Here is a 26,671-nt window from a genome sequence, read left to right on the forward strand (position 1 = left end):
CCACCCTGTTATTTTCAAACTAATTGACAAACGCGGTTTTCTCAGTTAATTTCGTGCCGCGGGCGTTTATTAACACCGCAAATCCAAATAAATAATCTAAACCCGAATGAAATGAGCGACAGTTCCTTCAAAGCCTTTAAAATCAAGATAGCCATCGCTTTATCCTTGGTTTTGTTTTTAATTTTTGCAAAAAGTCTGGTCGATAAAAGTAACGTGGATGAGTTGGAGGCTTCCTTTGTGACGGTTTATGAAGACAGATTGGTGGTTCAGGATTATATTTTTAATATCACTGAATTGCTCTTCAGGATGCGCCTGATTGTCGCCAATACAGAATCGCTGGATCAGTACCTTTCTGTAAAAAACCAGGTAATGGATTATCATGAACAGATTCTGAATATTATATCAGATTTTGAAAAAACCCACCTCACGCCGAAGGAGTCCGAATACTTACAAGAATTTAAGAGCCTGGTCGCCGACAAGCTGGAAATTGAAAGCTACTTTACCAATTTGGAAAAGTCCGAACAGAATTACCAAACAAGCGTGGATAAATTCAATACCGACTTTGAAAGGGTGTTTTATGACCTTCGAGAGCTGTCAAAAATTCAGCTGAGAGAGGGCGAAAAACTCACCAATCTCAGTTACCGAATTAAAGCCCGATCTGATATATGGCTTCAATTTGAATATGCGGTGCTATTTGTACTGTTGATCATCATTAGCATGCTGATCTATTCATCCAGGGGCATCGAAAAAAAGGAAAGTTATTCGAAATAACTTGAAACCCTACCTTCTATTCGCCCAGGCGGAAAGCAGAAATCCAACAAGGAAAATAACCAACGTACCAAAAACAATGGTTAGGTTAGCATGAAAAGGACTCCTGAAAGCCATGCCTTTTTCAAAGATAACCGGCGACAAGCTCATCCAGCCAATCAGCAACACCCCTAAAACCACACCAATAGCGGCATATTTCCTTCGAATGTTTCTACCAATATAGCCCAGCAAAAACAAGCCTAAAATACCTCCACTAAATATCGCCGACAGTGCCCACCAGGCATCCAACGCACTCTCTACTCCGTTAAAAGCGATGGCAATCAGAATGCTCAGACAACCCATTACCAAGGATGCGATAACCAACACCTTCATTTCGGACTTTTCAGGCAGGTCCGGTGAAAGGTATTTCTTAATATGATCCGTCAAAATAATGGTTGCTGAGCTGTTAATACTGGTTGAAATGGTACTCATTCCAGCTGCAAAAATGGAAGCAATCAGCAATCCGGTCATGCCAACGGGCAGGCCATTGACAATAAAATAGGGAAACACCTTGTCAGCATGCTCGCTCCCGCTAAAATCTTCGGGTAGCAACCCCGGCATGGCTTGGTAATAGGCAAACAAAGCCGTACCAATAAAGAAAAACAACAGGGAAACCGGCACATAAAGCAAACTGCCCAACAAAGTGGATTTCACCGCTTCCTTATCGGTTTTGGCACTAAGATAACGCTGTACATAGTTTTGGTCCACTCCGAAATTTTGTAAATTGATAAAAAGGCCATAGATCAGAATGACCCAAAAAGTAGCTTCAGAAAGGCTAAATCCAAAACTCCCTAAACTAAACTTATTATTTTCCGAAGCGATGGTAAAAACCTGCCCGGGACCTTCCGGCATGGAGAAAAAGATGATCCCCAAACAGGCAAGAGCACCGGAAATCAAAATGATACCCTGTATGGCATCTGTCCAGATAACGGCTTCAAAACCACCCATAATCGCATAAATCAATACGCTGATACCGGTTATCACAATGATGACCGGAATACTCCAACCAAAAAGCACATTCATAGGCAATGCCAGCAAATACATAATCGCGCCCATTCTGGCTAATTGGGTTAACAAATAACAGATGGAAGCATAGGTTCTGGCCCAACTACCAAACTTGGTTTCCAGGTAATAGTAAGCTGAGGGGCTTTTTATACCCCGATAGAGGGGTACAAAAAATTTCACGGCAAGGATAGCAGCGATGGGAATGGAAAGACTAAAAACAAACCCATTCCAGTTGGAGAGGTAAGCATTTCCAGGTAACGCAAGAAAACTGATACTGCTGACAAAAGTAGCGAATATGGACATGCCAATCGCCCAGGAAGGAAGCTTCCCTCCTCCGGTAATAAAATCATTTGAGGTCCGCTTTTTGAAATAAAAAGAGGCTCCAAACAAAACAATGGCCAGCATGTAAACTAAAAAAACAATTAAATCAATAATGGGGAGACTCATCCTATACCTATCTTTTATATTCCTTATTTCGTTTGACCATAGCTATAAGCACCCAACCGGGGAAGTCTTTCTTTAATTTCCTGGAACTGCTCTTCCTCAAAAGGTGTCAGCGGAAATGCGAGGTGACCATTACCATATCCCAACACATTCATACTTGCTTTCAAGCCTTTCAGGAAACTCGACCCGTAGCTACCCAAACCGTATATTTCTGCTGAAATTTCCATTACCAACGCTTGCAGGCGGGCCACGTCGGATAAATCACCCTTTTCTGCAGCATGAAATAGATCCACATATAATTTTGGAAACATATTCGCTCCTCCACTAACGCCACCATGTCCCCCCATTAAAACCGAGGAGGCCAACATCTCCTCCGGTCCTACCAACAAGGTAAATTCGGGGTTGTCCCGGAAAGCATAAACCATGGCATTGAAATAAACCGCCTGGCCTGAGCTATCCTTTAACCCCAAAATATTTGAATGCCTGGAAAGTGTCAGTACCGTATCCTGGCTGAGCATGGTTTTGGTATGAGAGGGCATATTGTAAAGGTACAGTGGAAGCGGCAGCTCGTCGGCCAGCTTTTGGAAATACGTCAATACTTCCTTTTCTCCTAGTCCATAGTAATAAGGTGGTGCGGCAACGACGGCATCTGCACCAGCATCCCTGGCAACACCTGCCAACCGCAGGCTTTCATGAAACGAGGTATCAGTTACTCCCACCAATACAGGAACCCTTCCATCTACTTCCTTACAGGTGAATGAAATCAATTCCCTTCTCAACTTATAGGAAATATTGGTGCATTCCCCCGTGGTGCCCAGGATAAATATTCCATGCACTCCTCCTTCCAGTAGATGGTTGATTAGTTTGGAAGTACCCTCCGTGTCCAACTGAGTGTCATCTAAAAGTAAAGTCGCCATCGGAGGAACAATTCCCCTCAGAGGCTGCTTTTTTAAATCTCTTTGCATGTTTTGTGTTTAGTACTGAATGTATCTGGATAAGCGAAAAACTAAAATGCCCTGGAAACTGAAATTAAATTTTCGCAGGATCGATAACCACATATTTTACGGATATCCGGTCATACGTATAGGTAATATGTACCTTCCCATCGGTACTTTGGATTATCGCCGGGTAGCTGTAGCCAGCATTGTTGGGTTCATTTTCCAGCGTCATGAACGGATTCCAGGTTTTTCCGTCATCGGAAATGGCCAGGTTTAGAATGTTTCTGCCTTTGGGCTCCTCACCTTCCTTCGTACTGTGATTGTACACCAAAAGGTGTCGACCATCAGCCAGGGTCACGGCATCGGTCCCGGAATTAGGATTAGGCAGGGAAGTGGCTGCCATTTCCGACCAGCTTTGCCCCTGATCATCCGACCAGCTCTCGGCAATTACATCCTGCCGGGTCCTGCACAGCATCTGCAGCCTGCCATCTTCGTGAGTCAATACGCTAGGTTGTATGGCATCAAAGGTTTCCCCGTCATTAATTGGCCCTACTACCTGCCAGGTCTCCCCGTGGTCTTTGCTGATTTCAAAATGTACCTGCCAGAAAACATCCCCATCCCGCTCTCTCTCAATACTGGAGGGGCTGATGATGGTGCCGTCCGGTAATTGTACCGGTTTGTTTTTTACCGGACCCAACAGGGGCCCTATAGCAGGATCCTCACCCAATTTAACCTGATCGGACCAGGTTTTTCCATTGTCTTCGGAAGTGATCAGCATGCCCCACCATTCTCTGGGGTTGGGACCTACCTTGTAAAATAACATCAAAGGCCCTTCTTGCGGCTGGAAAAGGACCGGATTCCAGCATGGATACCGTAGGGTATCATTCTGAACCCCATTGACCACCTCTTCCGGCCAGGTCCACTCCCCATTTTCCAGGTGACTCACCCGAATACCCACATCGGGATTTCGCTCATGGGTCCCGGAAAAAAAGGCAGCTACAATACCATCCTCCGTTTCCACCAATGTGGAGGCATGCACCTGTGGAGTCGGTCTGTCATCCAGCGGATAGATCAACTCCGCATGTAACAGTGCTCCTTCTCCTACCGTTGCTTTCTCTGGCAAATAATAGTTGCCGGTGATGTCATTTGGTTTTTTGGCATCCTGATTATCGGATTGGGAGCTACTTTCTCCTCCCCCGCCACAGCCAACGAATGTCAGGGCTGTAAACACAAGTCCTGCAACCGGTGCGTAATTCAATTTTGTTCTATTCCACATAATGCTGTTTTTATTCCTAATTCTTCCATTGCGGCAGCCTTTGCCATACAGGCCGCTTTTGCTTCTTCTTTAGTGGGGGCATACACCACCTGTATATGATTGGCTTTGTGTCTGCCCATCATTTGATCCCGGCTAACTCCATCCAATACCCCATGCATGATGGGCCATTGGGGCGTGGTCATTTCCCACCTTCTTTGGGTTTCTGCTGCGGGCAATTCCACTACTTTTCCAGTTCCCAAATCGCAGTGCAGCCGGTCATTCATGATATACACCCTGCTCCATACGATGTGGCCCGGCTTGCTGATCCCTTTGAGACTCCCACCTCCCAGGTGAAAGTACATGGGAGGCTGGCGTTCGCTACTCGCTCCCCGGTACCCATCGATAAAATGGGAGGCCGGAGCAGCGCCCGAGATCAAAAATACCCAAACAAATTCATCTTTGCCGTCAATGGTGTATTCTTCTCCATATCTCAAGTCATGCAAGGTATTATCGCCTTCCAACCCCAATTTTTCCCAAAGCCGGTAAGTAAGCAGGCTATCTAATCCGGCACATTCGTCTACCTCATTAAAATGGGGCAGGGCCTTTCCGGATATGATTTCCCGGCCGTCCTTAGTGAATACGGGAGGTCTTTCAGTCGTATTCAGAAGTCCCTCTGCCAGATCACTGGCAGGAGCTAGATCCTTTAGTCCTTGCTGGTATTGAATGCCAATCGTATCGCAACCAAATTCATCAGCCAGCCGCAGGGCGGCAATATACATCTTACATTGTTCAAGCGTCTGCTCCCGGGTTAATTCTGATTTCGGATCGGTTCCCCAGGAAAAAGTCATTCCCCGGTCTAAAAGCCAATCCAATACTGCGTTTGCCTCCATTTCCGTCACGGTTTTCATCGCTGCATATAAGGTGGATTGGCTCAATCGCTCCTTGAAAATTCCCGTAGCATGTAACAAATGATCCGGTATGATGGCATTGAACATGCCCATACAGCCCTCATCAAACACCCCCATGATGGCTTTTCTTTGTTTAAACTCCCGGGCAAAAAGACGGCCTGTTTCCAGTGCTTGTGCCGAAACTGAAGACGAGGGGTCAAAATCTTTTACGTGACGGATATCGTGCACCACGTTTCCGGAATGAATCCATTCCTTCAGCCCCTTAAGAAAAAAATTATCCGTGAAGTCCCTACTCCATAGCGTGGAATAAGAAACCCCTGCTTTCGTTAGCGAACCGTTTAGATTCAGCATACCCACCAGGCCAGGCCATTGCCCCTCCCAATTGGCCACTGTCAAGATCGGCCCCTTATGCGTGGTGAGTCCGGCTAATACGTGATGTGAATATTGCCAAACGCTTTCCGCCACGACCAGTGGCTTTCCGGGATCCAGTTCCCGAAAGACCTGCATGCCCATTTTCTGGGAATCAATGAAACCATGCTTTTTGCTTTCATCGTATGGGTGGGCACGGATTACCGTAACCCCCAGGTCGCTGAAAACCCTATTTAGGCGGGATTCCATGGCTTCCTGTGCCTGCCAACAGGTTTGGTTGGCAGATAATCTCAAATCCCCACTTGCAATCAGGTAAACTTCTTGTATCATTATCCCCTGGTATTTTAGGTTTTGCTGGTTACTATTATTTTTTTGGCTGGCAAAGCGGCATTTGTAGGCTTCGCCTGTAAAGTACTACTTTGATTTCTTTCAATCAGGCCCATTCATGATCAAAAAAAATACAGCCGGGCGTTCCTTTATTTAAATGGGTTTTCATACCAGATGACACCCAGCCCCCTTTTAGATCCATCCTCGGCTGTTTCTTCCGAGGTCACTATATCCAAATCTCCGTCTCCGTCCAGGTCGATCAGGGAAACAAAATCGTATTTGACTCCTTCCGGTCCACTGATATCTATTACACCTGGGAAAGTACCCTGATAATCCATCAATGCGACGATTCCGGATTTCCCCAATGCTCCCTCAAAAGAGGCTACTAAATCCATATTCCCGTCCTGGTCCACATCTGCAACAAGTGCTGATTTACCTCGGGTTCCCGATCCCTCCGGGTACGGAATCAAGTCCCGATCCCAGCGGTCTCCCCGCCGCTGAAACAGAACCCAACCCCTGAGTAAGTCTGGTACGATCAGGTCAGGCAGCTCCCCGGCACCATTTCCAATTATTCCTAAAAACATGGGTTCTCCCTCCTCCAGGCCCAATAAATGGGATTCCCATTGCTTTTCAAGCCCTTGTTTACCCGGATTTTCCAACCAGCGCAATCCGCGAAGTTCTCCCTTTCGATCGGTGATCAAAAGGTCTTTTCTACCATCCCCGTTCATATCCAGGAGTTCTATGGACATAATCCAGCCGGCGGCCGAAATTTCGTGGTAGACCCATTCCGAAACCTTTCGCGGATCCTCCGGTGCCTGCAGCCAGCCGATGGTTCCGTCAGGATCTTTGGAACCTACTACCAGGTCAGGCCCGTATTTCCCATCCATATCCACCGCTCTTCCAAACATCCACCGGGTTTTTCCAATGGTCGCCGGAATATCCTCCGATTTCCAGGCGTTGGGATTGAGGTAGTCAGCAGGATTACCGGGTGCCCAATGGATGGTGATCCGCTGGTGAGCTCCTTCCGAAAACGTTACCAAGTCCATTTGCTTGTCACCGTCCAGGTCTACAGCAAAAGCATCCTCCACATCCGGTGAAGGTACTTCCAGGAAGGGCCAGGGTTTCCTGGGATCATCCGGCTGGATATACAACCTGGATACAGCTCCTTCTTCCCAACCCACTACTAAATCCATTTTTCCATCGCCGTTTACATCAGCGATTTTGGTGCCATCGGCCCCCAGTGAATTGTCATCAATGGTATGCCGTTTCCAAGGTTCTTTGTTCAGGAAAGTAGCATCCTGCCGGGCGATCGATGGGGAAAAAACAAGGTCTTGCATGAAAAGAAGGCCGATAAAAAGTATCATTTTCATAGTTGTCTTTTTATTTTCAATTTTTGTTTCAGAAAAACAATAGCACTAAACCTCATTCTCCTTTGAGTTTGCTGCTGATGGTTTTTCTATCCCTGGCGATTTCAACCATTTTCTCATCGTAAGCACTGTGCCAAATAGCTTCTTCAGTAAAAGTAGCAAGTAAAATCTCCCTGTCTCCGGTCCTGTCCCTATCGTACACAATGTGTAATGTACCATCTTCTGTCTCTTGCCCATCCGGATAGGAAACTCCTTCCCTCTGGTCAAGTAATAGTCCTCTGGACCAGGTAAGGCCATCGTCGCTCGAAACAAACGCCATTAGGTGAGACCGACCGGTACGCATGCTGAGCGGTCCGTGCTTTACGAGTAGTAAATTACCTGAGTGAAGTCGCCGTATAAAAAACCGGGCACTGGGATGCGCAAACAAGGAAGGTTGTAATGGAGACCAGGTTTCACCTTGGTCAGATGAAAAACTTTCACCGATCCCATAATTGGTTCGGATCAATGCCCAAATTGTTCCATCCTTTTTTTCCACAAACATATGCTCATCATACACCCGGTTTTCCCGGGGCACCTGAATGGCTCCCTTTACCTCCCAGGTTTTTCCCTGATCCCTGGAAACCACCATACGGGCACTGTGATCCGTTAGCCTCCAGGTCGAGGCGGGCAAGGCCCATTCCCCGCTACTCAATACCGTCGGCTTACACATCATGATGCCATCTGTCAGCCGCTTTGGATCGGACCATTTAACTCCCGGTTCGGAATCCCCATCGGAAGTCATTGCCCATACACCTGCCTCGGTTCCATTCATGCCGATGGTTTGGGCCCAAAACACCCATAATTTACCCGTAGGATCTATCCAAACTTCCGGATCAAAGGCCCGCACCGGACCCGCACCATCCGGATCTATTGCCAATACCTCTTCCCAGGTTTCACCTGCATCGAGGCTTTGGGCCAGGACGACATAATTATTCTCATCTTCTCCCGGGCTTGTTCCGGCATACCAAACGGACCACATTCGTTGCCCGTCCTTACTCACTGCCAGACTGGGAATGCCCGTAAACTTTCGGTTTTGAAGCTGATGCCCGGATGTATATTGCCTTTTCATAAGCACCTCGGGTGGATTTAAAAAAGTACGGTCCTCCTGTGCCTTTAAAGGGTTGATCAAAAAAGTTCCTAGTAATATCGCATTTAAAAGGGCAACAACTGGTTTCATTGTGGGTTTATTCGGTGGTTTGGTGTAAAATACATTAAGATTTTACGCTTTAAAAGAAAATCTACTTAAATGTACCCAATCCATGCAAAAACCCTTTCTCTGAGGGATTATTTTTATATATTGAAGGCTTAATGTGGATAAACCTAAAATTTCAATGAAGCCTTTAAAACTTAACAGAAGAAAATTTATCAAAGGAGGTACCGCACTGATGGCACTAAGCAGCGTTGGGGTGCAGGCCATGCCCTGGTCGGATCGAAAAGTCCCGTACAACGTCGGCCTGATCGGCACCGGCTGGTACGGTAAAAGTGATTTGTTCCGGCTAATTCAAGTGGCAGAAGTGGAAGTAATTGCTCTCGCCGATCCTGACCAGAACTTATTGGATGAAGCGGGAAAACTCGTCAGTCAGCGACAAAAGTCTGGCAATACCCCTAAAAAATACACGCATTACCGGCAGATGCTGGAGGAAAACGAGCTGGACATTGTGTTGGTAGGAAGTCCTGATCACTGGCATGCGCTGCAGGCCATCGATTCCATACAGGCGGGAGCCCACGTATACCTGCAAAAACCCATCAGCGTGGATGTCATTGAAGGCGAAGCAATCCTTGCTGCTGCCCGTAAACACAATAAAGTAGTTCAGATTGGTACTCAGCGAAGAAGCACCCCTCACCTGGTGGAGGCTAAAAAAAATATTGTAGACAAAGGTTTGTTAGGAAAGGTTTCTCATGCTGAAATGTGCTGCTATTACCACATGCGGGCCAATGGCGATCCGGAGGTAGAACCTGTTCCGGATTTTTTTGATTATGACCTATGGGTAGGCCCTGGACCGATGCGTCCTTTTGACGGTCTTCCTCACCGTCGCTGGTGGCGAACCATGATGGAATACAGCAACGGGATCACCGGTGACATGTGTGTACACATGTTTGATGCAGTGCGGTGGACTCTGGGTTTGGGATGGCCCAAAAGCGTTTTTGCTACCGGGGGGATCTACGTGCAAAAAGGCGGAAAATCCACCATTGCCGATACCCAGACCGCCACATTCCATTACGATGAGCTGGATTGCGTCTGGACCCACCGGTCCTGGGGAACCCCACAGGATCCTGAATATCCCTGGGCTTACAAGATTTATGGTGATAAGGGTACGCTCAAAGCATCCGTCACCAAATACGAATTCGTTCCACACGGAGGGGATGAAATCATCAAAGGTGATGTTGTGTACGAAAGGGAGGAATACCCCGAAGACCTGAACGAAAAAGACATAGAACTTCATGCAGCCCCGGCCACCAGAGATCATATGCGGGATTTTCTCCGAGCTATTGAACAAGGTGGAAGGCCTGTTGCCGACATAGAAGAAGGTCATATTTCTACAGCCAGCTGTATCATGGCCAACATGTCCATGGCCTTGGGCAGACCGTTGGTCTACGATCCCGAAAAAAGAATTATCGTCAATGATGAAGAAGCTACCCGACTACTGAGAAGACCCTACCGAGCTCCTTTTCAGCATCCGGATCCCAATTTTGTTTAAAAAGAAAGGCCTGTTCCCTGTGGACGGGCCTTTCTTTTCCACCTCAATCAAAAACCCATGATACTTCGTACTGCCTTCCCCACATTTACTTCCGCCGTTTGTCTAGCCATCTGTTGTTTGCTATCCGTATTTACCTCCTCTTCCCTGGCGCAAACTAAGGTTGAGATCAAAGGAAAAAAATTCTATATCAACGGTAAGCCCACCTACCCCGACAGAACCTGGAAAGGGAATTCCATTGAGGGTTTGCTAATGAATGCCCGACTGGTACAAGGTGTTTTTGACGATCTCAATCCGGAAACCGTGGACCTTTGGAAATACCCAGATACCGGGAAATGGGATCCCGAACGGAATACCCGTGAATTTGTGGCAAACATGTCCGAATGGAAAGCGCATGGCATGCTCTCCTTCACCATAAATTTACAAGGTGGAAGTCCGGAAGGCTATAGTCAAAACCAACCCTGGCATAATTCTGCTTTTACCGCCTCCGGAGACTTGCGACCTGCCTACATGCAGCGGTTAAAAAAAATCCTGGACGAAGCCGATCGCCTGGAAATGGTACCCATCTTAGGTCTTTTCTATTTTGGACAGGATCAGCGGCTTCAAGATGAAGAGGCGGTGATCCGGGCAGTGGACAACGTACTCAACTGGCTGCATGCCCAATCCTACAAGCACCTCATCATCGAGGTAAATAACGAGTGTAATGTGCGGTATACGCACGAAATCCTTCAGCCGGAACGGATTCACGAACTCATCTTAAGGGTCAAGTCCAATGAAAAAAACGGGTTTAGGTACCTGGCAAGTACCAGCTATGGCGGGGGGTTCATACCACTTCCAAACGTGGTAAAAGCGGCAGATTTTATTCTCCTCCACGGGAATGGTGTGTCGGACCCAGACCGCATTGTGGAAATGGTCAATGAGACCAAATCAGTCGAAGGATATCGGGACATGCCCATCCTATTCAATGAAGATGATCATTTTGACTTTGACAAAGACTGGAACAACTGTATTGCCGCGGTGTCTTCCTATGCCTCCTGGGGCTTCTTTGATTTTCGAATGAAAGACGAGGGCTTCGAACAAGGCTACCAAAGTGTACCGGTGGATTGGGGTATCCGGTCAGAACGAAAAACAGCCTATTTTAACCTACTGCGTGAGATTACCGGGTATTAAAAAAACCACCAGCGCTTTGCTGGTGGTTTTTAGGTGTTTTTCAGGTCGGTTTCTTACACCTTGAATCCTTCGCGGTAGGTTCTGCCTACAAATTGATTGGCTTCTTCCAAATTGGTGATGCGCATGTTTTCACCATCCCATAACAGCTTCTTGCGACCGAAGAATTCTGCCTGTCCGCGGCTATTTTCCCGTCTCAACATGTAACTCCTGATAGCCAGATTACCCATTAATACCGTCTCGGTCATGGGGCCTGCATAATCGAAGGAGGAGGTAAGGCCCTTATGTTCCGTGCTGTTGAATCCCGCTTTGCAGGCATCTACCCACTTTCGTTGGTGCCCGTATTCAGGCTCCTCGTTTTCCTCAACCTCCGGCCCAAATTCGGTAGTACCGTCATTCAGGTATAGCTTGGGCATAAGTGGGGAACTATCGTTTATATTAGTGGAAATAATTCCTTTTTCTCCAATGATCAATACGCCATTGGCACTGTTGTTTCCGCCGATATCGTCGTCAGCCGGAATGATGTCCGGGTGAGAAGGACGAATACCACCATCACTCCAGGTCATCTCAATGGGCGATCTGCTTTTAACTGTCTCATTAAAATGAAGCGTGATGAAGGAAGCAGGGGGGCAGCCTTTGGGGTAATAATCTGCAGTCCACATATCCGTATAGATGGAGGCAACACTGCATTCCGCATCGGTGGGGTATTTCAGTCCAAGAGTACGAAAAGGAATATCAATAAGGTGACAGCCTACATCGCCCAAAGCTCCCGTTCCATAATCCCACCAGCCTCTCCAGTTAAAGGGATGCAGGTCGGGAGTGAAAGGAATGTGCTCGGCTGGACCTAACCAAAGATCCCAGTGCAGGTCGTCCGGTTTTTTGGATGGGGCAGGCTCCGGAAATGGAATTCCCTGAGGCCAAACGGGGCGATTGGTCCACACCTGCACTTTAGCTACTTTTCCAATTTTGTCCTCGTCGATCCATTTTTGAACCATATCGAGCAAGGGATTGGACCCTCCCTGATTACCCATTTGGCTGACGATTTTTTTATCCCTTGCCATTTGTGTTAGCATTCTGGCCTCACGGATATTATGGGTCATGGGTTTTTGCACATACACGTGTTTCCCCCGCTCCATGGCATAGGCTGCCGCCGGTCCGTGAACATGATCCGGTGTGGAAATGGTAACGGCATCGATGTCTTTTTCCTTATCCAGCATTTCCCGGTAATCACTGTACCGTTTGGCATTAGGGAAATTTTCAACAGACCGGGAAGCAGATCCCGAAAAATCTACATCACAAAGGGCAACAACTCTTTCCCTCCCATTGACTGAAGCGTTCTTGATATCGCTGGCACCTTTGCCTCCGGCCCCGATGGCTGCCAAATTCAGCTGATCACTGGGAGCGGTGTACCCCACTCCTCCCAACACATGCCTGGGAACAAAAATAATGGAAGAGGCTATGGCTGCGTTTTTAATAAACGATCGCCTGCCGGGATCCGACATTTCTTTTTTTGGTGAATTCATGGTTTTTTTAAATTGTTAATTGGACAATTAGGTAATGTATCTAAAATTGAGAATATTTTATACGCTTTGTCTCCTGAGTATACTTTTTTTAACGGTTTCCGGCAATTCATGATGAATGAAATTCCATAGATGGTACCATGTCGGGATGAAATGCTACCACTGCTCTCCCGAATTTTCTTTATCCGACTTTACTGAACGGAGATAAAGTTCCTCCACTTTTGTTCTGGCCCAGGGTGTTTTTCTCAAAAATGTTAAACTGGACTTTACAGACGGATTGTGAGTGAAGCAGCGAATTCGAATCCGGCTGCCTAATTCCTCCCAGCCGTACTTTTCCTGCAAATATTCCACGATGTCTACCAGACGTATGCCATGAAGGGGATTGGAGGGTTGCGACGCTAGATGGTTTTTGTCTGGTTTCATTCTTTTAAAAATACGGATTTCAGGCAGGTTCTCCTAAAAATTTTTCGATAAAAAAAGTGAGGGCAATTAAAGAATCGCCCTCACTTGACTACCTTTCCGGTCAGTCTTACTTTCTATTTTAACTTATTATTACCTTATCAAAGCAGGTAGGGTAGGATTTTTTTCAAAATCAAAAGTAATCGGTAGTACCGAAAGGGAAGCTACTTCCACATTCTCTACCTCTGCCGGCTCCCATTCTCCGGAAGTCGCTTTAATAGCCTTAATGGCTTGCTCTTCTAAATCTTTAAGGTAACGTTCAACAGACGTTTCAATATTGCTGGAAGTCGTAGCAAATGGAATTTCACCGTTTTCATCTACTACAAATTTCACAAATATGGTCCCCTCCATTCCCCAATTTTTTGCTGTTTCGGGATATTTCAGGTTACTTACAATTTGCGTTCTCAGTGCTTCTTCACCACCTTCAAACGCGGCCTCTTCGTCTACAGAGTAAAAGACACCTACACGGTTGGCCGTACTTTTCATTTTGTTTCGGTTGCTTTTAAGGTCGAAAAGAACGACCTCGAGTTTTTTCCGGTCTATCTCATTATCTACTCCAGTTACCTGCACATCTTGTATTTTTCCATCGTCCATCTTGTAGGAATAGGAAAAAGCAGGATAATTTTTGACGATTTCATTAATTTGAACCATATAGTCCATATTTCTATCTTGCAACTTTTCCAATTCACTTCCGGATAACCCATCATCCTGGGCGTGTAGGGCCGGAATTTGTGTCAAAAGAATAGAAAATATAAACGATATGGATACTAGTTTTACTGGGTTAATTAAAGGTTTCATAACAAATCACTTTTTTGTTTGAAAATCGATTCTAAGAAACCAGATAACAGATACGTAATCTGGCAATGCAGTTCCGATTAAAGGTTGCGAAACCAAGTTGAAATTATCTATCATTGAACGTTTCAACGGTTTCTTAACCAATTGAACTGCTGTCATTTAATTCTGAGTGAAAAAGTCCAAGAACTGTTCCATTACAGGGATTGACTTAAAAAAAAAATTAAATTTATTTATAAGACTCAATTTTTTATTCGAATTCTATAAAATATCCAGGATTTCAATTTTTCTACCTCTAAAAGTGACTACATCTCCCTTTTTCCTTCCTTTTATGGCCAGCACTAAGGGAGATGCCACAGAAACGCCTTGAATTTCGTTGGTTTGCATAACTAATTTTCCAAAGGAAACAGATACCCATATCCAGCCCAAATCCAGTAAAACCACGGCTCCTTCTCTGATATCCGACACCGGTTCTAACGGTATTTGCTGGATTTTTGATTCCCATTGACGGATCGTTTGCAGTTGCTTTTCCAGCAAAGCCCGACTTTGCCGGATAGTTTCTCTACCGGTTTCGTATTTATCACCTGCACTGCTTTTGGTTTCTCCTGACGAAGCTTCCTTCAACGCCGAAAACTGGGCATTCAAGTCGTTGAGGTTTTCGTGGATCCTACAGAGGGCGTCCTTTTTCAGGTCAGCCTTGAAACGGCGTATTGCAGTAGGTGAATTTTCTATAAAAAATGGCATATCGAAACCTTCTTCAGTTTATGTATTCATAAGGGTTTCGATTTCTTCCGGATCTATGGGTATGGTTTCCATTAAATCGGTATTGCCTCGATCTCCGATGACGATATTATTTTCCAGACGAATGCCAAGATGCTCCTCCAGGATATAAATGCCCGGCTCCACTGTAAAAACCATTCCGGCCTGAATGGGCTCATACACGGTGCCCACATCATGCACATCAAGCCCCAGGTGGTGAGAGGTGCCGTGCATAAAGTATTTCTTGTAAGCCGGATTTTCCGGATCCTGATTTTTTATATCGGTTTGGTCGATCAGGCCCAAGTTCACTAATTCGGATTGCATGATCAGCCCTACTTCTTTGTGATAGGCTTGTATGGTCACCCCTGGCCTCAGCAAGTTCGCTGCCTCCCGCTGTACCCGTAATACGGCATCATAGACCTGCCGTTGCCGTTTGGTAAAGCGACCGTTTACCGGTAAGGCACGGCTCATATCGGCATTGTAATTTCCGTATTCGGCCCCTACGTCAAACAGGATTACTTCCCCATCCTTGCAAATAGCGTTGTTTTCTATATAGTGTAGCACACAGGCATTTCTGCCGGAGGCAATGATCGGTTCATAAGCAAAGCCCCTGCTTCCTGATCTAAGGAATTCGTGAACAAATTCCGCCTCAATTTCATACTCTTTAACACCGGGCTTGACAAACTCCAATACCCTTCTGAATGCCTTCTCAGTAATGGTACAGGCTTTTTGAATCTGAACAATTTCTTCCACTTCCTTTAATCCCCGAAAAGCATGCATGATGGGAGAAATCCGGTGGTATTCGTGCAGGGGATGCCTTGCTTTGCATTCCTTAATAAACCGGACATCCCGCGTCTCTACGGTGACATCTGCCCGCAAATGGTCGTTTGTATTCAAAAAAACATGCTTGGTCAAAGCCATCAGCTTATGGAAAACAGCCTCAAATTCGGTAGTCCATTTTACGGTACCAATACCCGAAAGGGAGGATGCCTCCGATTTCGTAAACTTATTGCCTTCCCAAATAGCAATATGCTCACTGGTTGGTTTAATAAAAAGGATTTCCCGCAGGGAAGGGTCTGGGAAATCCGGACAAATTACCAAAATGGTTTCTTCCTGATCGATCCCACAAAGGTACAGCAGGTCATTATTTTGCCTGAATTTCATCGTTCCATCCGCATTCGTAGGCAGGATGTCATTGGAATGAAACACTGCAATCGACCTGGAGGGAAGTTTATGGACAATTTTTTTTCGGTTCTTTTTATATAAGGTGGCGGGAGCCGGTTGGTATCTCATACTAAATGTTGGTTTATGCAAAGGTAAAAAATATACCCGCCTGTCGCATTCTATTTCCAGGGTAATTATGCGGAAACATTCATAAAAGTAACCCAACGGAATACCTGAATTTGCAGCCTTCAAGCGCTAGGAATTAGATTTAATACGGATCCACACCAAAAAGATTGAATACATCACGGGAGCCTTCCAGGGTAACTGCGTACTCACCGGGTGGCAATGGATCTAATTCCAATAAATAAGATGATTCTCGGTATTTTGATCCGGTAAAAGGAATAAAATCAATAGCTGCAGCGGTGGTTTTATTAAAATTAACCGTTCCGGTGGTGATAATCCGGCGGTTTTTATCCGGATCGGCCTCTAGCAAAAAAACATTGATCATTTCGACCGGATCCCGGCTATTTCCATCGGCCTTAACCAGTAACCTGACTTTGTCAACTCCACTAACCCTGACCGGACTTTTGGCCCCATCCACCAGATTCATCCCCCGAGCTTTTGCCACTCCAAACAGAGCGGCTCCAATGTTGGCTTTGGACCCGGAAGAAGCTTTTTGCTTTTCCAGCGGTTCTGCCTGCTGGTCGTTTCTCATCAGAAGAACGATACCGGAAAATTCGGGCTCCTCGACCTGAATCTGCCGTGCTAACAATGGGAATATACTACCCGATAGGAGAAGAATAGCCAGGAACGTTTTCATAAGGCATATCAGGGTTAAAAGAGGATGCATTCAAATCAAGACTGATTCTAATTCAGCAATTCCCTCTTGCTCACCTTATGAATACCCATCCGAAAAGAAGTAATTACCTGAATTACAGTTAATAATACAGCTTTTTTTTGATTATTCCCAGTTCTTCCACTGCTTTTTTATGAGAGTTTAGCTTTCTGAAAGCCGGTCGGCTCCTGCTGAGAAGGTCCAGTCCAGGAGTACTTTCGATACACTTACCAAAATTCCCGTGGCAACCGTCCAGACTAAAACCTCCTTCATGGAGTTTTCCTCCCTGTAAGGACTTGTAGGTGGCGTCTTTCCAGTGGATTTTTCCCAGGATTTTTCCAATAATTTTCGGGTAAGGTAGCCGCCAGCGATGGTCAACCCGGATATGGCAATGGATCGGATTAAAGATTTATCTTTCTTTTTCATCTCTAAAATGGTTATCAACGTACCTGTTTCTGAGCGTAAAAATCATGCCACTTTACCTCACTCCCAGGTAACCGTCTCACACAAATGGTGGAAAATGGATGAAACTGTTTTATTGTTATAACCTAATATCCGCAAACCTGTGAGGTTTTTCCCTTTTCTTTATCAGTTGAATAGGGGATTATGTAGCTGATTTAAGGTATAAATCAATTGATGAAAAATACGGATGACTATTAACCTAGGAATGCTACACCTTAATGTACCATTTCCGCTTATCCATCACCCAGCCCACCAACCAGACAAGGAGCATAAAGGAGATCGCAAATGTTAAACTTGCCATTTTGGGAGGCAAAAAATAAGAAAAAAACTGTTCGTAGATCCAGGATTTAAGGGAAACATCTCCCACGGGAATCATCAACATGACCCGGACCAGTACCCCGGACAGGACGTAAAGGATCAGCGGGTTTTTGCCAAAAACCTCAAAGAAATAGGCCCATCCCTTCAGCTTTTTAAGTTCTAGTACCAAAACAAGCACTCCCAACAGGGCGGTAACATAGCCCACCGAAACTAAAACAAAAGAACTGCTCCAGATTTTCTTATTGATTGGGAAAAAAACATCCCAAACATACCCCAAAACCAATAATATAAGGGCAAGAAAGCATAACTGGCGCACGGTTTTACTATTTCCACCATTCTGCCGAATATAGCTACCCACTCCGTATCCAGCCAGGACATTTACCATAGCAGGTAAGGTGCTTAACAAACCCTCAGGGTCAAAAGGAATCCCTTCCCCTCGGTAGAGGTTACCGGCACCTATCAACCATAGGTCCAGCCTTCTGGCAGCATTGCCCTCCAGGGAGTAAGGATCCGGGCCCTGATCGCCAAAAAAGTACATGAGTCCCCAATACATAAGTAACAGCGCAGCTCCAATTCCCATACAAACCCTACGTTTGAAAAAATAGACCAAGGTGGCCGCTAATCCGTAACAAAGCGCAATCCGCTGCAGTACACCCATGATCCGGATCTTACTGAAATCGAACGGAACCAGCCCCGAATCGGCTATCCGGAAAAATGGAAAAGCGGTTAATAGCAGGCCTATTAAAAAAATGATCAAGGTCCTTTTAATGACTTTCTGAAAATAAAGCTGGGGGCCCCTCTCTCTAAGCTTTGTCAGACTGAAGGCCATGGCATTCCCCACAACAAATAAAAAGGAGGGAAAAACTAAATCGGTGATCGTAATCCCGTGCCAGGGAGCATGTAAAAAAGGGGAAAAATTAGTACTCCAGCTACCGGGAGTATTCACAATGATCATCAGCGCCACGGTTAGTCCGCGCAACACATCCAGCGATTGATACCTGGATCCACTAGTTATGAGTGTACTTGTACTTACCACCATTCGTAAATTTAAGAGCCGGATAGGTTTTTTATTTTTTCAAACATCCGATCAAAGGTTACCCAAGGCTGTTGCTGATCTACAAAGTCGACAAATTTGTCCACCTCTCCTTTTTGGGGGGCCGCAATGGAAAGACCTCTTGCAGGCAAGATGGCCGTATTTTCCTGCTGGGACAGAAGCGGGCCAGCAAAAAAGACCAGCAGCCACAGATAAGGTATTGCCCTATAGAATTTACTTTTCGAAAAGCTCATATTCTGGATTAGGTTAACACTAAATTTTTAAACGTAACTTTCTTTTTTCAAGCAATCCCGTTATTTGAATGATGATCCAGGCATATAGCAGAGACTTAAGAATACCAGGTAAACCTGTTCTGAGTGCCAGCGGTAATACGATCCCCGTGATAGAAAGCAGCCCGTAATGAATGTAAGGCAACAAGTAACAGGTCAGTGTACTAGTACCCGCCGGCCGAATCCCATCAAACCAATGCTTCTTGTTATTTATCTCAACCAGAATAATCAGTAAGCCAAATGTAAGCATGCTGATACCGATACAGATAAACACCCAGGAAGGAGATGACCCTATCTTATGAATGCCCCACAAAGGCCGGCTAACAAGGCCAATGGCCAGTAAAGCCACCACCAGGCCTATTAGAATCCGCCAAAAGTGTAAAGTAAGTCCTTTTTGGAACCAGGATCGGTAAAAGCCGGTGACTAAAATACCAGCCAAGGCAAAAGAGGGGGTTGCCCCGTCATCAATAAGCCAAAAATAGGGCTTTATCTCCTGTAAGAACGCCAACATCCCCAGTTTAGACAAGGCACTGAAGGCCATGAAGGCCAAAAAAACCAGCCCTACCCAAAGCTGTTTTCCGTTTACCGCTATAAACACAAGAGACGCGATCAGATAGGCCCATCCGATTAATCCCAGGATTCCCCACCAATAAAAACCCATCCAAACCGGAGCGGCCAGGTCTCCACCCTGGTATACCTCCGCCAAAAAAACCAGCAGTCCCCATCCCAGTATTTTTCCGATCCATTTTATTTGCTTCTTTTCCGGATCTTTTGGATAATCCAGCCAAATTAGAAAAAATGAAAGGGTCAACAGTATTTGCCATACCGCTTTTGGCAAAAGCGCCGCTTCGGGCTGGTAGGTCTCCAGATTCACATGAAATACCCCCATGATTAGAAGTGCCAGTGAACGGCTGAGGACATGCATCAGGATCCGGGTATTTTTTTCACCCCTTTTCCAGCGATTGCCGATGGCCAAAGGAATGGATAAGCCTACAATAAATAGAAAAGCCGGAAATACCACATCCGACAAGCCCATTCCATCCACCATAGCCGGTGCGTGTTTCAGCCATTCGGGCACTCCCTCCAGGGTCCATAAGTCATTGACAAAAATCATCAACATCATCGTAAGTGCCCGAAAAACATCGATGGCATGATTTCGGGTTTGGCCAGATTGCAGTTTCATCAAAGGGGACTATTTTCTCGCGAAATCATCCTGAACCCGCACGATATCGCTTTCATCCGAGGGATTTTCCGGATCGGTATGCATCCATATTTCCGCCACCACGGCCCAATTCCCCAAACCCAACAGCCGGTGTCTTTCTCCCTGCCGCAGACGAACCACCTCGCCAATTGCCAGCGTTTTCAGAGCGCCTTCCTGATCGGTATCGCTGGTAATAACGCCTCCCTCTCCTGCGACTAATTTCCAGATTTCAGCCCGCCGATGATGGTATTGCCAGGAAAGGCGCTTTCCAGGCCCCGCCAATAAAATTTTCGGACTCAATTTATGTTTCATTTGGGCATCCGTAAGCTCAATTTCGGAAAAAAATTGCTCCCTGAATTGCTTTATCTGGCGCTCATCAATCACAAAAAAACCTCCCCAGGGACGGTTTTCGTCTTTGCTTACTATTTGATAGTCGTAACTATCCAGCCATTCACTCACCTTCTTAAAAATGGCAGTTTTAGTCAACTCTTTTTCTACGATCATTACAAACTATGGTTAAATAAAAAACAAAATATATCGATTATGGATTAATTATGCACAACATACTACTTTTTTTTACCGTGGCCGTGATGAATACTGGCAGCACCTATCATCGCAGCCTTTTCTCCCAACCTGCTGATTCGAATTTCTACCTGGATATTTCTTTCCTCCAGAAGCTTCTTTACCAGAGGAAGAAAATGATCCGCCGCCTTGATTATATTACCGCCCAATACTACGACTTCGACTTTTCGGATTTCCGTCTGCATGTGGATCAATTCGGCCAGGTTTCGACCAAATACGGCAAGCATTTCAAGCGTAGCCTCCCGGGTTTCCCAGGAATCCAACAAAGGCTTCAAACCCGTTTCGGTTTTGCCGAACCTTTTTTTTGCCCAGCTTTTAAAAAAAGCAGTGCTCAGATAGTCCTCGGCAATGCCCTCTTTGAAAGGAATCGACCATACCGCTCCGTCTTCGGCCAGCTCCCCGGATTTGAAAGCCCCACCAAGGCCCGTCCCAAAAGTTAGCCCCATCAAGTGCTGCCGGTTATCCCAGGCTCCTGCTACGGCCTCTCCTTGAAGAAATGCCGCAGCATCATTTAAAAACAATATGTTCTCAGCAGGGATACCCAGCCTGTCTGAAAGTTCCGATTTTACATTCACCTGGAAAAGTGCCAGGTATTTTCCCTGGTCTACCATGAGCGAAATACCGTTCTCGTAATCAAATGGAGCCGGCATGGCGATGCCCAAAAGGCTATCCGAGGACAGCTCAAGTCCTTTTATGCAATCGGTCCACAGGTCCAAAATTTCTTCCTTGCTTCCCAACGAATTTACCGGCATCCTGACCTCGCTACCCGGAGCAATGTCTTTTCCATCTGCCGTAATCATTCCTGCGGAAATATGCGAACCTCCAATATCTACTCCTATCAAATGCCCCATACTTATTCCGATTTAGCTGCACGAAGGATTTCCTTAAATCCTTCCCTGTCATGATACATAAAAAATTCCCGGTCGGTAGCCGCCCTGCTTTTCAGAAAATCATTTCTGGATACGGCCTTCTTTAAGTTTTCATATAATTTCGTTTCCTCACCATTCCTGGCCGCCACCAGCGCCAGGCCGTAAAACGGATACCCGTTTGACATATTCTGGATGGCACTTTCCTCAAACTTTAAGGTAGCATTGTAATAGTCTTTGGCCAGGACATTGGCTAGCCCTTGATTGAAAAGGTTGATCGGATCGGCTTCGGCATTATTCAAGTGTATGGATGCCAACCGGTAATCACCATTAAAAATGGATACTGCTCCCAGGGCCGCTTCATAAACCTTCCTCAGTTCATCCGAGCGGGTAAGGGCGAGTGCTCTGTAAAAATTATTATAGGCACTGAATTTATCCCCCCAAAGCCAGAATACCAGGCCAAGGTTATAAACGGCGACGGGGTTTTCGTAAACGGCATTGGATCGGTTAAGGGCAAAAAGGGCATTTTCCAGCAATTGGTTTTTTTTCTGGACTGCCTGCGTTCGGTGTGCCTGATTGAGAAAAACCATTCCCAAATTACTATAACCCCAGGCACTAGGGTATACCTTCTCCATGGCTAGCAACAGTTGTTCCTGCTCTTTCCATCCCGGCTCCCGCGCGACCGCTTCCGCCAATTCCCTTTCGCTCAGGGTATCGGCTGGTACCGTGCCCTGCCGGATATTTCTCGCCAAAATGGAAAGTTGCACCTCCGAAATGTCAGGTTCTTTTGCGGCTTGTCGCCGAATATCTCGCTCAAACCGGGTAAAAACAGCGCGGTTAATTTCCGGATAATGGGGTATTCCGGTCATTTTCCACTTTTTATAACTCCAATCCCCCGGGCCTTTTAGCACCTCCAGAAACGGTGATTTGCTTGAAAACGGCAGGTTGCTGTATCCGGAAAGCCTGTCTTCCAGTTCCTGCCAGCCGTTGGTTCCCATTCCGGTCATTTCCAGAGAGTCGGGAGAAAGCCAAATCCCTAAAACCGGAATCTCATCCTGACCCCTGTATTGACCAATCTGCGCAAGGGAAGCCGTAGTAATTACCCCTCTGGACAACAATTCCTCGGAATTTCCTACCGGAAGGTTTTTCCTACCTTTGCCAAATTCCGCCACGACGTACAAGGCTCCTTTTTCCATCCCCTCTTTAAAAGGCATGCTAAAGGAACCCTGCAACTCCACCGGCTCATAAGGGTCCAGGGTATCGCCACGCACCTCCAACTTCTTTTCGAAGCGAAGGATTTCATTGCCATATACGAATTTAGGACGCAGGGAATACGTTTCATTCCGGGAGAGTGTGGCATTCGGAAGTAGGGCGTTAATCGAAAACCGAACCGAATCACCCAATCGGGATAAAACCTGGGGCTCCATAAAAACTTTTTGGTTTTCGGCTTTTTTTATAACTTGCCCGCTGTTACAGGAATTAAAAAACATAGCAGCTAATACACCGATAACAGCATATATTTTTTTTTCAATAATCATAGGGTAATCCGGTTAATATCAGTAAGTTGTTCTTTCAAAGGTTTCCCGCAAATTTAAACAGGCTAATAGGATGGAAAAGGTAAAATTATTCTTCCAGGAAAGCGCCTTCGGCGTTTGTTCAAAATTAGGAGAAAAACTTCATTTCCCAATTGACAGCATCCGGTTGTTTTTTATTTACAGCTCCTTTATCACGCTGGGTTCTCCGATCATTGTATACGTGAGCCTGGCCATGTTAATGAAACTAAGAACTTATTTCCGAAGAATGAACAATCCCATCCTTTTTGATTAATCAAGAGCTGTGAATTTTCGTTTCCCCAATAAGTAATAGTGAAAAATAATGGAGAAAACGGGCGGTGTTTTTTCTGAACGAACCTCCTTTGCCCGGATCAGACTTCCAGGTGCTTTCTTCTTTTTTTGATACCAAAAGTCACGATAGGCTCTTACCACTGCCTTGCCATGTGCAGAACCGCTGCCAAACCAAAGGTGTATCGCTGCAGCCGCATCTAAAAAAAACCGTAAAAGGAAAACGCGCCAAAAACCGAGTACGGTCAGGTTTGCATACAGCATGAAAAGGCTATTCCGGAAATTCAGATACGTTTTAAATGGATTGGTTTGCGCCAACGTCCCTCCTCCCAGGTGGTAAACGGTGGCTTCCCTGCAATGGTGAATTTTAAATCCGGAATTCCGCCATCGCCAGCAAAGCTCTATTTCTTCCATGTGTGAAAAATAGGCCGAATTGAAACCCCCGAAATCGTGAAACAATGCTGCCCGAACGCAAAAACAGGCCCCAGAGGCCCAATCTATCTCCATGGATTGGTCGTATTGCCCGCTATCCTTTTCCAGGCTATGCAAGATCCTTCCCCGGCAATAGGGATAACCAAGGCTGTCCAGGTAGCCTCCCGCACCTCCGGCATAGTCAAAGTACCCCTTTTGCCTTAGCGAAAGAACTTTGGGCTGGCAGGCCGCGACTCCCGGCTTACCTTCCATGTAGTGTACAAGTGCCAGGTCCCAGTCTTGTTGGACCTCCACATCCGAATTTAGCAACAAGTAATAATCGTATTGGCCACGAATGGATGTCAATCCCAGGTTGTACCCTTTGCTGTACCCGTGATTTTTCCCCAGCAGCACCAGTTTTATATCCGGAAAATGGGCGGATAGGTAATCAATGGATCCGTCAGTACTGCCATTATCCACTACTATTATCTCATAGGAAGAGTGATGAACTACCTGGGAAAGGTATTTTTTGAACATGCCTTTCCCATTAAAATTCAAAATGACAATTGCGGCTTTTTTCATCAAACCATGTTGCCAAAATCCATTCCGGGAATGTTGGGCATCATTCCAGCGGTAGCCGAGCTCATTTTCTCTTTTATTTTCTGATCAATGTTTTCCAATGCTTTATTGGTGGCCGCCACGATCAGGTCTTTCATCATATCATGATCCTTCTCATTCACCAGGGATTTGTCTATCTCCATATCCAGGACTTTTCGATGCCCGTTGACCACCACTTTTACCATTCCGGCTCCAGCTTCGCCCTCCGCCTTTAAATGAACAAGTTCTGCCTGGGTTTCCTTTATTTTCGCCTGGGCCTCTTTTACTTTATTCATCATGTTCATGAAATCCATCATACGTTCTTCTTTTGATAATTTTACAAATATAATGGTTAATCTAACGAAGCTCCCTTTCCTAAGTTGATTCTTCTTTCAAAACGAATCATTCGTCCAACACTAAACCTTGAACCAAATTCAAAAAAAGTTTCCCAAAAAGAAAACCTCACGAGAATCGTTTCCGTTTTTAAAAAAACTAACTCCCATTGTTTGAGCTAATTACATACCAACATGACAACACTCGAAAAAGAAATGGTAACCATCCAAAAAGAAAAGGTTCCCACACTGCTTTTTTCCCAAAGAGAAGTAGTGGCCGATCCTGAAGCCAAAAAATTACGGTTACTTGAATTGCAAAAATCACAAATTCTAGGCAATATTTCCCATGCGAAAGTCTGGATCTATTTCGAAACGGCTAACGGTCAACCCTACAGGATAAATACCACCATCTGGGCAGTAGGAGAAAAATTCATCTCCCTGAAAGGCGGTATCACGATCCCCATTTCGTCCATTTTCAAAATTGATTAACCGGGTCCACACTTTCTCCTTTTATTCTGGAGATCGCCTCTTCCAGGCTAAGGATCTCCTGCTTGCCGGTTTTCATATCCTTTAAACTGAGCATTCCTGTGGCCAGTTCTTCGGATCCCAAGACCCCCACAAAAGGAATGTTCTTTTTGTCGGCGTGGTTGAATTGTTTCTTAATTTTAGCCAAATCAGGATAGACTTCAGAAGCGATCCCTGCTTTTCTAAAGGCAGCCAGGAACTTCACGCCCTGTTTTCTTTCGTCCTCCCCAAAATGAGCCAAAAGGAGCTGTGTACTATCCGGTTGGTGTTGCGGAAAAAGGTCTAACGCATCCAGCACGTCATACAGCCGGTCCACCCCAAAGGAAAACCCTACACCGGAAATATTCGGCAATCCGAAAACACCCGTGAGGTTATCGTATCGGCCCCCTCCGCTCACGGAACCGATTCCTACGCCTCCCACTTTTACTTCAAAAATCGCCCCGGTATAGTAGGAAAGACCCCTTGCCAACACCGGATCAATCTTAAGATGGTTTTCGTCCTCACCCAACAGGGAAAGAAACGAAAGTACTTCTTCCAGTTCATCCAATCCCTTTGTTCCCACGGCACTCGGTGCCAGATACTCCCGCAAAAAGACCAGCCACTCACGGTTGGTACGTTCTGGCAAATCCAGAATGGGGGCCAAAGCGGCCAGGGCCGTTGCTGTAAAGCCTCGTTGTGAAAGCTCTTCCTCCACTTTTTCCCGGCCAATTTTATCCAACTTATCGATGGCAACGCATAATTCGCTTTCCTTACCGGCTTCTCCGGCCACTTGGGCGATGCCACTTAGCACCTTGCGGTTATTTATATGTATGGTGTACTCGTTCAGGCCAAAAGCGGCAACTACCCGTTTGATCATGCTGATAATTTCCGCTTCGCAAATCAAGCTGTCCGTTCCTACCACATCGGCATCGCATTGGTAAAACTCCCTGTAACGGCCCCTTTGGGGCCTGTCTGCCCGCCATACTGGCTGCATTTGAAAACGCTTGAAAGGGAAACTGATCTCATTCTGATGCATGACCACGTACCGGGCAAAGGGTACCGTCAGGTCGTATCGCAAGCCCTTCTCAGCCACTAGCGGTAGCACTTCGCCTTCGCCTTTATTAAATTCCGTTACCGAGACCTTTTTTAAAAACTCCCCGCTATTGAGCACCTTAAACAAAAGCTGATCTCCCTCATCCCCGTATTTGCCGGTGAGGGTGCTTAGATTTTCCATGGCCGGGGTCTCTAACTGGTCGAATCCAAACAGACGGAAGGTATCTTTAATGGTATCCAAAATATAATTCCTCCGGGCCATTTCAGTTGGGCCAAAGTCCCTCATTCCCTTTGGTATGATTGGTTTTTGTTTGCTCATGGGCTGGAATT

At 45.9% G+C, this 26,671-nt stretch carries 27 protein-coding genes; 5 read left to right on the top strand and 22 right to left on the bottom strand.

The window, feature by feature from the left end; genetic code table 11:
• Positions 1 to 111 precede the first annotated feature (111 nt).
• Positions 112 to 771, top strand: coding sequence for an MCP four helix bundle domain-containing protein (locus GJS45_RS17250; RefSeq protein ID WP_162343101.1), 660 nt, complete (start codon positions 112 to 114; stop codon positions 769 to 771).
• Between the two features lie 9 nt (positions 772 to 780).
• On the opposite strand, the gene GJS45_RS17255 is transcribed toward GJS45_RS17250, so the two are convergent.
• The 6 genes from GJS45_RS17255 to GJS45_RS17280 form a co-directional block, all read right to left on the bottom strand.
• Positions 781 to 2,259 carry a sodium:solute symporter gene (locus tag GJS45_RS17255; protein WP_162343102.1) on the bottom strand — a complete coding sequence of 493 codons (1,479 nt, stop codon included), beginning with the start codon at positions 2,257 to 2,259 and terminating at the stop codon, positions 781 to 783.
• A 23-nt stretch (positions 2,260 to 2,282) separates the two neighbouring features.
• Positions 2,283 to 3,221, bottom strand: a complete 939-nt coding sequence (locus tag GJS45_RS17260; protein WP_162343103.1) for a dihydrodipicolinate synthase family protein — start codon at positions 3,219 to 3,221, stop codon at positions 2,283 to 2,285.
• A gap of 64 nt (positions 3,222 to 3,285) precedes the next feature.
• Positions 3,286 to 4,470, bottom strand: coding sequence for a sialidase family protein (locus GJS45_RS17265; RefSeq protein ID WP_162343104.1), 1,185 nt, complete (start codon positions 4,468 to 4,470; stop codon positions 3,286 to 3,288).
• Complete coding sequence (locus GJS45_RS17270; protein WP_162343105.1) at positions 4,449 to 6,056, bottom strand: fucose isomerase; 1,608 nt, start codon at positions 6,054 to 6,056, stop codon at positions 4,449 to 4,451. The genes GJS45_RS17265 and GJS45_RS17270 overlap by 22 nt, the downstream gene beginning before the upstream one ends.
• 146 nt (positions 6,057 to 6,202) lie before the next feature.
• Positions 6,203 to 7,423, bottom strand: coding sequence for an FG-GAP repeat domain-containing protein (locus tag GJS45_RS17275; RefSeq protein ID WP_235954836.1), 1,221 nt, complete (start codon positions 7,421 to 7,423; stop codon positions 6,203 to 6,205).
• Between the two features lie 52 nt (positions 7,424 to 7,475).
• Positions 7,476 to 8,636: a sialidase family protein gene (locus GJS45_RS17280; protein WP_162343106.1), complete on the bottom strand. Its 1,161-nt coding sequence runs from the start codon at positions 8,634 to 8,636 to the stop codon at positions 7,476 to 7,478.
• 154 nt (positions 8,637 to 8,790) lie between these two features.
• Between GJS45_RS17280 and GJS45_RS17285 the strand changes: the two genes are divergently transcribed.
• Both GJS45_RS17285 and GJS45_RS17290 read left to right on the top strand, forming a co-directional pair.
• The gene (locus GJS45_RS17285) at positions 8,791 to 10,158 is read left to right on the top strand and encodes a Gfo/Idh/MocA family protein (protein ID WP_162343107.1); all 1,368 of its coding nucleotides are present in this window, start codon (positions 8,791 to 8,793) and stop codon (positions 10,156 to 10,158) included.
• Positions 10,159 to 10,215: 57 nt separating this feature from the next.
• Complete coding sequence (locus tag GJS45_RS17290; RefSeq protein ID WP_162343108.1) at positions 10,216 to 11,325, top strand: hypothetical protein; 1,110 nt, start codon at positions 10,216 to 10,218, stop codon at positions 11,323 to 11,325.
• A 53-nt stretch (positions 11,326 to 11,378) separates the two neighbouring features.
• On the opposite strand, the gene GJS45_RS17295 is transcribed toward GJS45_RS17290, so the two are convergent.
• The 13 genes from GJS45_RS17295 to GJS45_RS17355 all read right to left on the bottom strand — a co-directional run bounded on the left by GJS45_RS17295 (position 11,379) and on the right by GJS45_RS17355 (position 23,141).
• Positions 11,379 to 12,845 carry a Gfo/Idh/MocA family protein gene (locus GJS45_RS17295; RefSeq protein ID WP_162343109.1) on the bottom strand — a complete coding sequence of 489 codons (1,467 nt, stop codon included), beginning with the start codon at positions 12,843 to 12,845 and terminating at the stop codon, positions 11,379 to 11,381.
• Positions 12,846 to 12,998: 153 nt separating this feature from the next.
• On the bottom strand, positions 12,999 to 13,265 hold the full coding sequence (locus GJS45_RS17300) for a VF530 family protein (protein ID WP_162343110.1): 267 nt from the start codon (positions 13,263 to 13,265) through the stop codon (positions 12,999 to 13,001).
• A gap of 129 nt (positions 13,266 to 13,394) precedes the next feature.
• Positions 13,395 to 14,099 (bottom strand): energy transducer TonB, encoded by a 705-nt coding sequence (locus GJS45_RS17305; RefSeq protein ID WP_162343111.1) that lies wholly within the window; start codon positions 14,097 to 14,099, stop codon positions 13,395 to 13,397.
• A gap of 255 nt (positions 14,100 to 14,354) precedes the next feature.
• Complete coding sequence (locus GJS45_RS17310) at positions 14,355 to 14,837, bottom strand: GreA/GreB family elongation factor (RefSeq protein ID WP_162343112.1); 483 nt, start codon at positions 14,835 to 14,837, stop codon at positions 14,355 to 14,357.
• A gap of 18 nt (positions 14,838 to 14,855) precedes the next feature.
• A complete protein-coding gene (locus GJS45_RS17315) occupies positions 14,856 to 16,145 on the bottom strand; it encodes an aminopeptidase P family protein (RefSeq protein ID WP_162343113.1) in 1,290 nt (429 codons plus the stop codon).
• A 139-nt stretch (positions 16,146 to 16,284) separates the two neighbouring features.
• Positions 16,285 to 16,836 carry a hypothetical protein gene (locus GJS45_RS17320; protein WP_162343114.1) on the bottom strand — a complete coding sequence of 184 codons (552 nt, stop codon included), beginning with the start codon at positions 16,834 to 16,836 and terminating at the stop codon, positions 16,285 to 16,287.
• A gap of 177 nt (positions 16,837 to 17,013) precedes the next feature.
• On the bottom strand, positions 17,014 to 17,277 hold the full coding sequence (locus tag GJS45_RS17325) for a DUF4235 domain-containing protein (RefSeq protein ID WP_162343115.1): 264 nt from the start codon (positions 17,275 to 17,277) through the stop codon (positions 17,014 to 17,016).
• A gap of 244 nt (positions 17,278 to 17,521) precedes the next feature.
• Complete coding sequence (locus GJS45_RS17330; RefSeq protein WP_162343116.1) at positions 17,522 to 18,670, bottom strand: acyltransferase family protein; 1,149 nt, start codon at positions 18,668 to 18,670, stop codon at positions 17,522 to 17,524.
• Positions 18,671 to 18,678: 8 nt separating this feature from the next.
• Positions 18,679 to 18,918, bottom strand: a complete 240-nt coding sequence (locus GJS45_RS17335) for a hypothetical protein (protein ID WP_162343117.1) — start codon at positions 18,916 to 18,918, stop codon at positions 18,679 to 18,681.
• A 19-nt stretch (positions 18,919 to 18,937) separates the two neighbouring features.
• Positions 18,938 to 20,137 (bottom strand): DUF5009 domain-containing protein, encoded by a 1,200-nt coding sequence (locus GJS45_RS17340; RefSeq protein WP_162343118.1) that lies wholly within the window; start codon positions 20,135 to 20,137, stop codon positions 18,938 to 18,940.
• Between the two features lie 9 nt (positions 20,138 to 20,146).
• Positions 20,147 to 20,659, bottom strand: a complete 513-nt coding sequence (locus tag GJS45_RS17345) for a cupin domain-containing protein (protein WP_162343119.1) — start codon at positions 20,657 to 20,659, stop codon at positions 20,147 to 20,149.
• A 62-nt stretch (positions 20,660 to 20,721) separates the two neighbouring features.
• Positions 20,722 to 21,588 (bottom strand): ROK family protein, encoded by an 867-nt coding sequence (locus GJS45_RS17350; protein ID WP_162343120.1) that lies wholly within the window; start codon positions 21,586 to 21,588, stop codon positions 20,722 to 20,724.
• A 2-nt stretch (positions 21,589 to 21,590) separates the two neighbouring features.
• On the bottom strand, positions 21,591 to 23,141 hold the full coding sequence (locus tag GJS45_RS17355; protein WP_162343121.1) for a hypothetical protein: 1,551 nt from the start codon (positions 23,139 to 23,141) through the stop codon (positions 21,591 to 21,593).
• 70 nt (positions 23,142 to 23,211) lie between these two features.
• On the opposite strand from GJS45_RS17355, the gene GJS45_RS17360 reads away from it, so the two are divergent.
• Positions 23,212 to 23,430 (top strand): PspC domain-containing protein, encoded by a 219-nt coding sequence (locus tag GJS45_RS17360; protein WP_162343122.1) that lies wholly within the window; start codon positions 23,212 to 23,214, stop codon positions 23,428 to 23,430.
• Here the strand turns inward: GJS45_RS17360 and GJS45_RS17365 are convergent.
• Together GJS45_RS17365 and GJS45_RS17370 are read right to left on the bottom strand one after the other, a co-directional pair.
• A complete protein-coding gene (locus tag GJS45_RS17365; RefSeq protein WP_162343123.1) occupies positions 23,427 to 24,437 on the bottom strand; it encodes a glycosyltransferase family 2 protein in 1,011 nt (336 codons plus the stop codon). The two genes, GJS45_RS17360 and GJS45_RS17365, sit on opposite strands and share 4 nt — an antisense overlap.
• Complete coding sequence (locus GJS45_RS17370; RefSeq protein ID WP_162343124.1) at positions 24,437 to 24,769, bottom strand: YbaB/EbfC family nucleoid-associated protein; 333 nt, start codon at positions 24,767 to 24,769, stop codon at positions 24,437 to 24,439. Before GJS45_RS17370 ends, GJS45_RS17365 begins: the two co-directional genes overlap by 1 nt.
• Before the next feature lie 210 nt (positions 24,770 to 24,979).
• Here GJS45_RS17370 and GJS45_RS17375 point away from each other — a divergent pair, with 210 nt between their 5' ends.
• A complete protein-coding gene (locus GJS45_RS17375; RefSeq protein ID WP_162343125.1) occupies positions 24,980 to 25,273 on the top strand; it encodes a hypothetical protein in 294 nt (97 codons plus the stop codon).
• Here the strand turns inward: GJS45_RS17375 and hisS are convergent.
• Positions 25,260 to 26,660 (bottom strand): histidine--tRNA ligase, encoded by a 1,401-nt coding sequence (gene hisS, locus GJS45_RS17380; protein ID WP_162343126.1) that lies wholly within the window; start codon positions 26,658 to 26,660, stop codon positions 25,260 to 25,262. The two genes, GJS45_RS17375 and hisS, sit on opposite strands and share 14 nt — an antisense overlap.
• Positions 26,661 to 26,671: the final 11 nt, after the last annotated feature.

The organism is Cyclobacterium salsum (genome assembly GCF_010119245.1).
Taxonomy (GTDB): domain Bacteria; phylum Bacteroidota; class Bacteroidia; order Cytophagales; family Cyclobacteriaceae; genus Cyclobacterium; species Cyclobacterium salsum.

Bases quoted from the DNA above. Each gene is read 5' to 3' on its own strand.
- GJS45_RS17250 (WP_162343101.1), top strand. From the start codon at position 112: ATGAGCGACAGTTCCTTCAAAGCCTTTAAAATCAAGATAGCCATCGCT.
- GJS45_RS17255 (WP_162343102.1), bottom strand. From the start codon at position 2,259: ATGAGTCTCCCCATTATTGATTTAATTGTTTTTTTAGTTTACATGCTG.
- GJS45_RS17260 (WP_162343103.1), bottom strand. From the start codon at position 3,221: ATGCAAAGAGATTTAAAAAAGCAGCCTCTGAGGGGAATTGTTCCTCCG.
- GJS45_RS17265 (WP_162343104.1), bottom strand. From the start codon at position 4,470: ATGTGGAATAGAACAAAATTGAATTACGCACCGGTTGCAGGACTTGTG.
- GJS45_RS17270 (WP_162343105.1), bottom strand. From the start codon at position 6,056: ATGATACAAGAAGTTTACCTGATTGCAAGTGGGGATTTGAGATTATCT.
- GJS45_RS17275 (WP_235954836.1), bottom strand. From the start codon at position 7,423: ATGAAAATGATACTTTTTATCGGCCTTCTTTTCATGCAAGACCTTGTT.
- GJS45_RS17280 (WP_162343106.1), bottom strand. From the start codon at position 8,636: ATGAAACCAGTTGTTGCCCTTTTAAATGCGATATTACTAGGAACTTTT.
- GJS45_RS17285 (WP_162343107.1), top strand. From the start codon at position 8,791: ATGAAGCCTTTAAAACTTAACAGAAGAAAATTTATCAAAGGAGGTACC.
- GJS45_RS17290 (WP_162343108.1), top strand. From the start codon at position 10,216: ATGATACTTCGTACTGCCTTCCCCACATTTACTTCCGCCGTTTGTCTA.
- GJS45_RS17295 (WP_162343109.1), bottom strand. From the start codon at position 12,845: ATGAATTCACCAAAAAAAGAAATGTCGGATCCCGGCAGGCGATCGTTT.
- GJS45_RS17300 (WP_162343110.1), bottom strand. From the start codon at position 13,265: ATGAAACCAGACAAAAACCATCTAGCGTCGCAACCCTCCAATCCCCTT.
- GJS45_RS17305 (WP_162343111.1), bottom strand. From the start codon at position 14,099: ATGAAACCTTTAATTAACCCAGTAAAACTAGTATCCATATCGTTTATA.
- GJS45_RS17310 (WP_162343112.1), bottom strand. From the start codon at position 14,837: ATGCCATTTTTTATAGAAAATTCACCTACTGCAATACGCCGTTTCAAG.
- GJS45_RS17315 (WP_162343113.1), bottom strand. From the start codon at position 16,145: ATGAGATACCAACCGGCTCCCGCCACCTTATATAAAAAGAACCGAAAA.
- GJS45_RS17320 (WP_162343114.1), bottom strand. From the start codon at position 16,836: ATGAAAACGTTCCTGGCTATTCTTCTCCTATCGGGTAGTATATTCCCA.
- GJS45_RS17325 (WP_162343115.1), bottom strand. From the start codon at position 17,277: ATGAAAAAGAAAGATAAATCTTTAATCCGATCCATTGCCATATCCGGG.
- GJS45_RS17330 (WP_162343116.1), bottom strand. From the start codon at position 18,670: ATGGTGGTAAGTACAAGTACACTCATAACTAGTGGATCCAGGTATCAA.
- GJS45_RS17335 (WP_162343117.1), bottom strand. From the start codon at position 18,918: ATGAGCTTTTCGAAAAGTAAATTCTATAGGGCAATACCTTATCTGTGG.
- GJS45_RS17340 (WP_162343118.1), bottom strand. From the start codon at position 20,137: ATGAAACTGCAATCTGGCCAAACCCGAAATCATGCCATCGATGTTTTT.
- GJS45_RS17345 (WP_162343119.1), bottom strand. From the start codon at position 20,659: ATGATCGTAGAAAAAGAGTTGACTAAAACTGCCATTTTTAAGAAGGTG.
- GJS45_RS17350 (WP_162343120.1), bottom strand. From the start codon at position 21,588: ATGGGGCATTTGATAGGAGTAGATATTGGAGGTTCGCATATTTCCGCA.
- GJS45_RS17355 (WP_162343121.1), bottom strand. From the start codon at position 23,141: ATGATTATTGAAAAAAAAATATATGCTGTTATCGGTGTATTAGCTGCT.
- GJS45_RS17360 (WP_162343122.1), top strand. From the start codon at position 23,212: ATGGAAAAGGTAAAATTATTCTTCCAGGAAAGCGCCTTCGGCGTTTGT.
- GJS45_RS17365 (WP_162343123.1), bottom strand. From the start codon at position 24,437: ATGAAAAAAGCCGCAATTGTCATTTTGAATTTTAATGGGAAAGGCATG.
- GJS45_RS17370 (WP_162343124.1), bottom strand. From the start codon at position 24,769: ATGATGGATTTCATGAACATGATGAATAAAGTAAAAGAGGCCCAGGCG.
- GJS45_RS17375 (WP_162343125.1), top strand. From the start codon at position 24,980: ATGACAACACTCGAAAAAGAAATGGTAACCATCCAAAAAGAAAAGGTT.
- hisS (WP_162343126.1), bottom strand. From the start codon at position 26,660: ATGAGCAAACAAAAACCAATCATACCAAAGGGAATGAGGGACTTTGGC.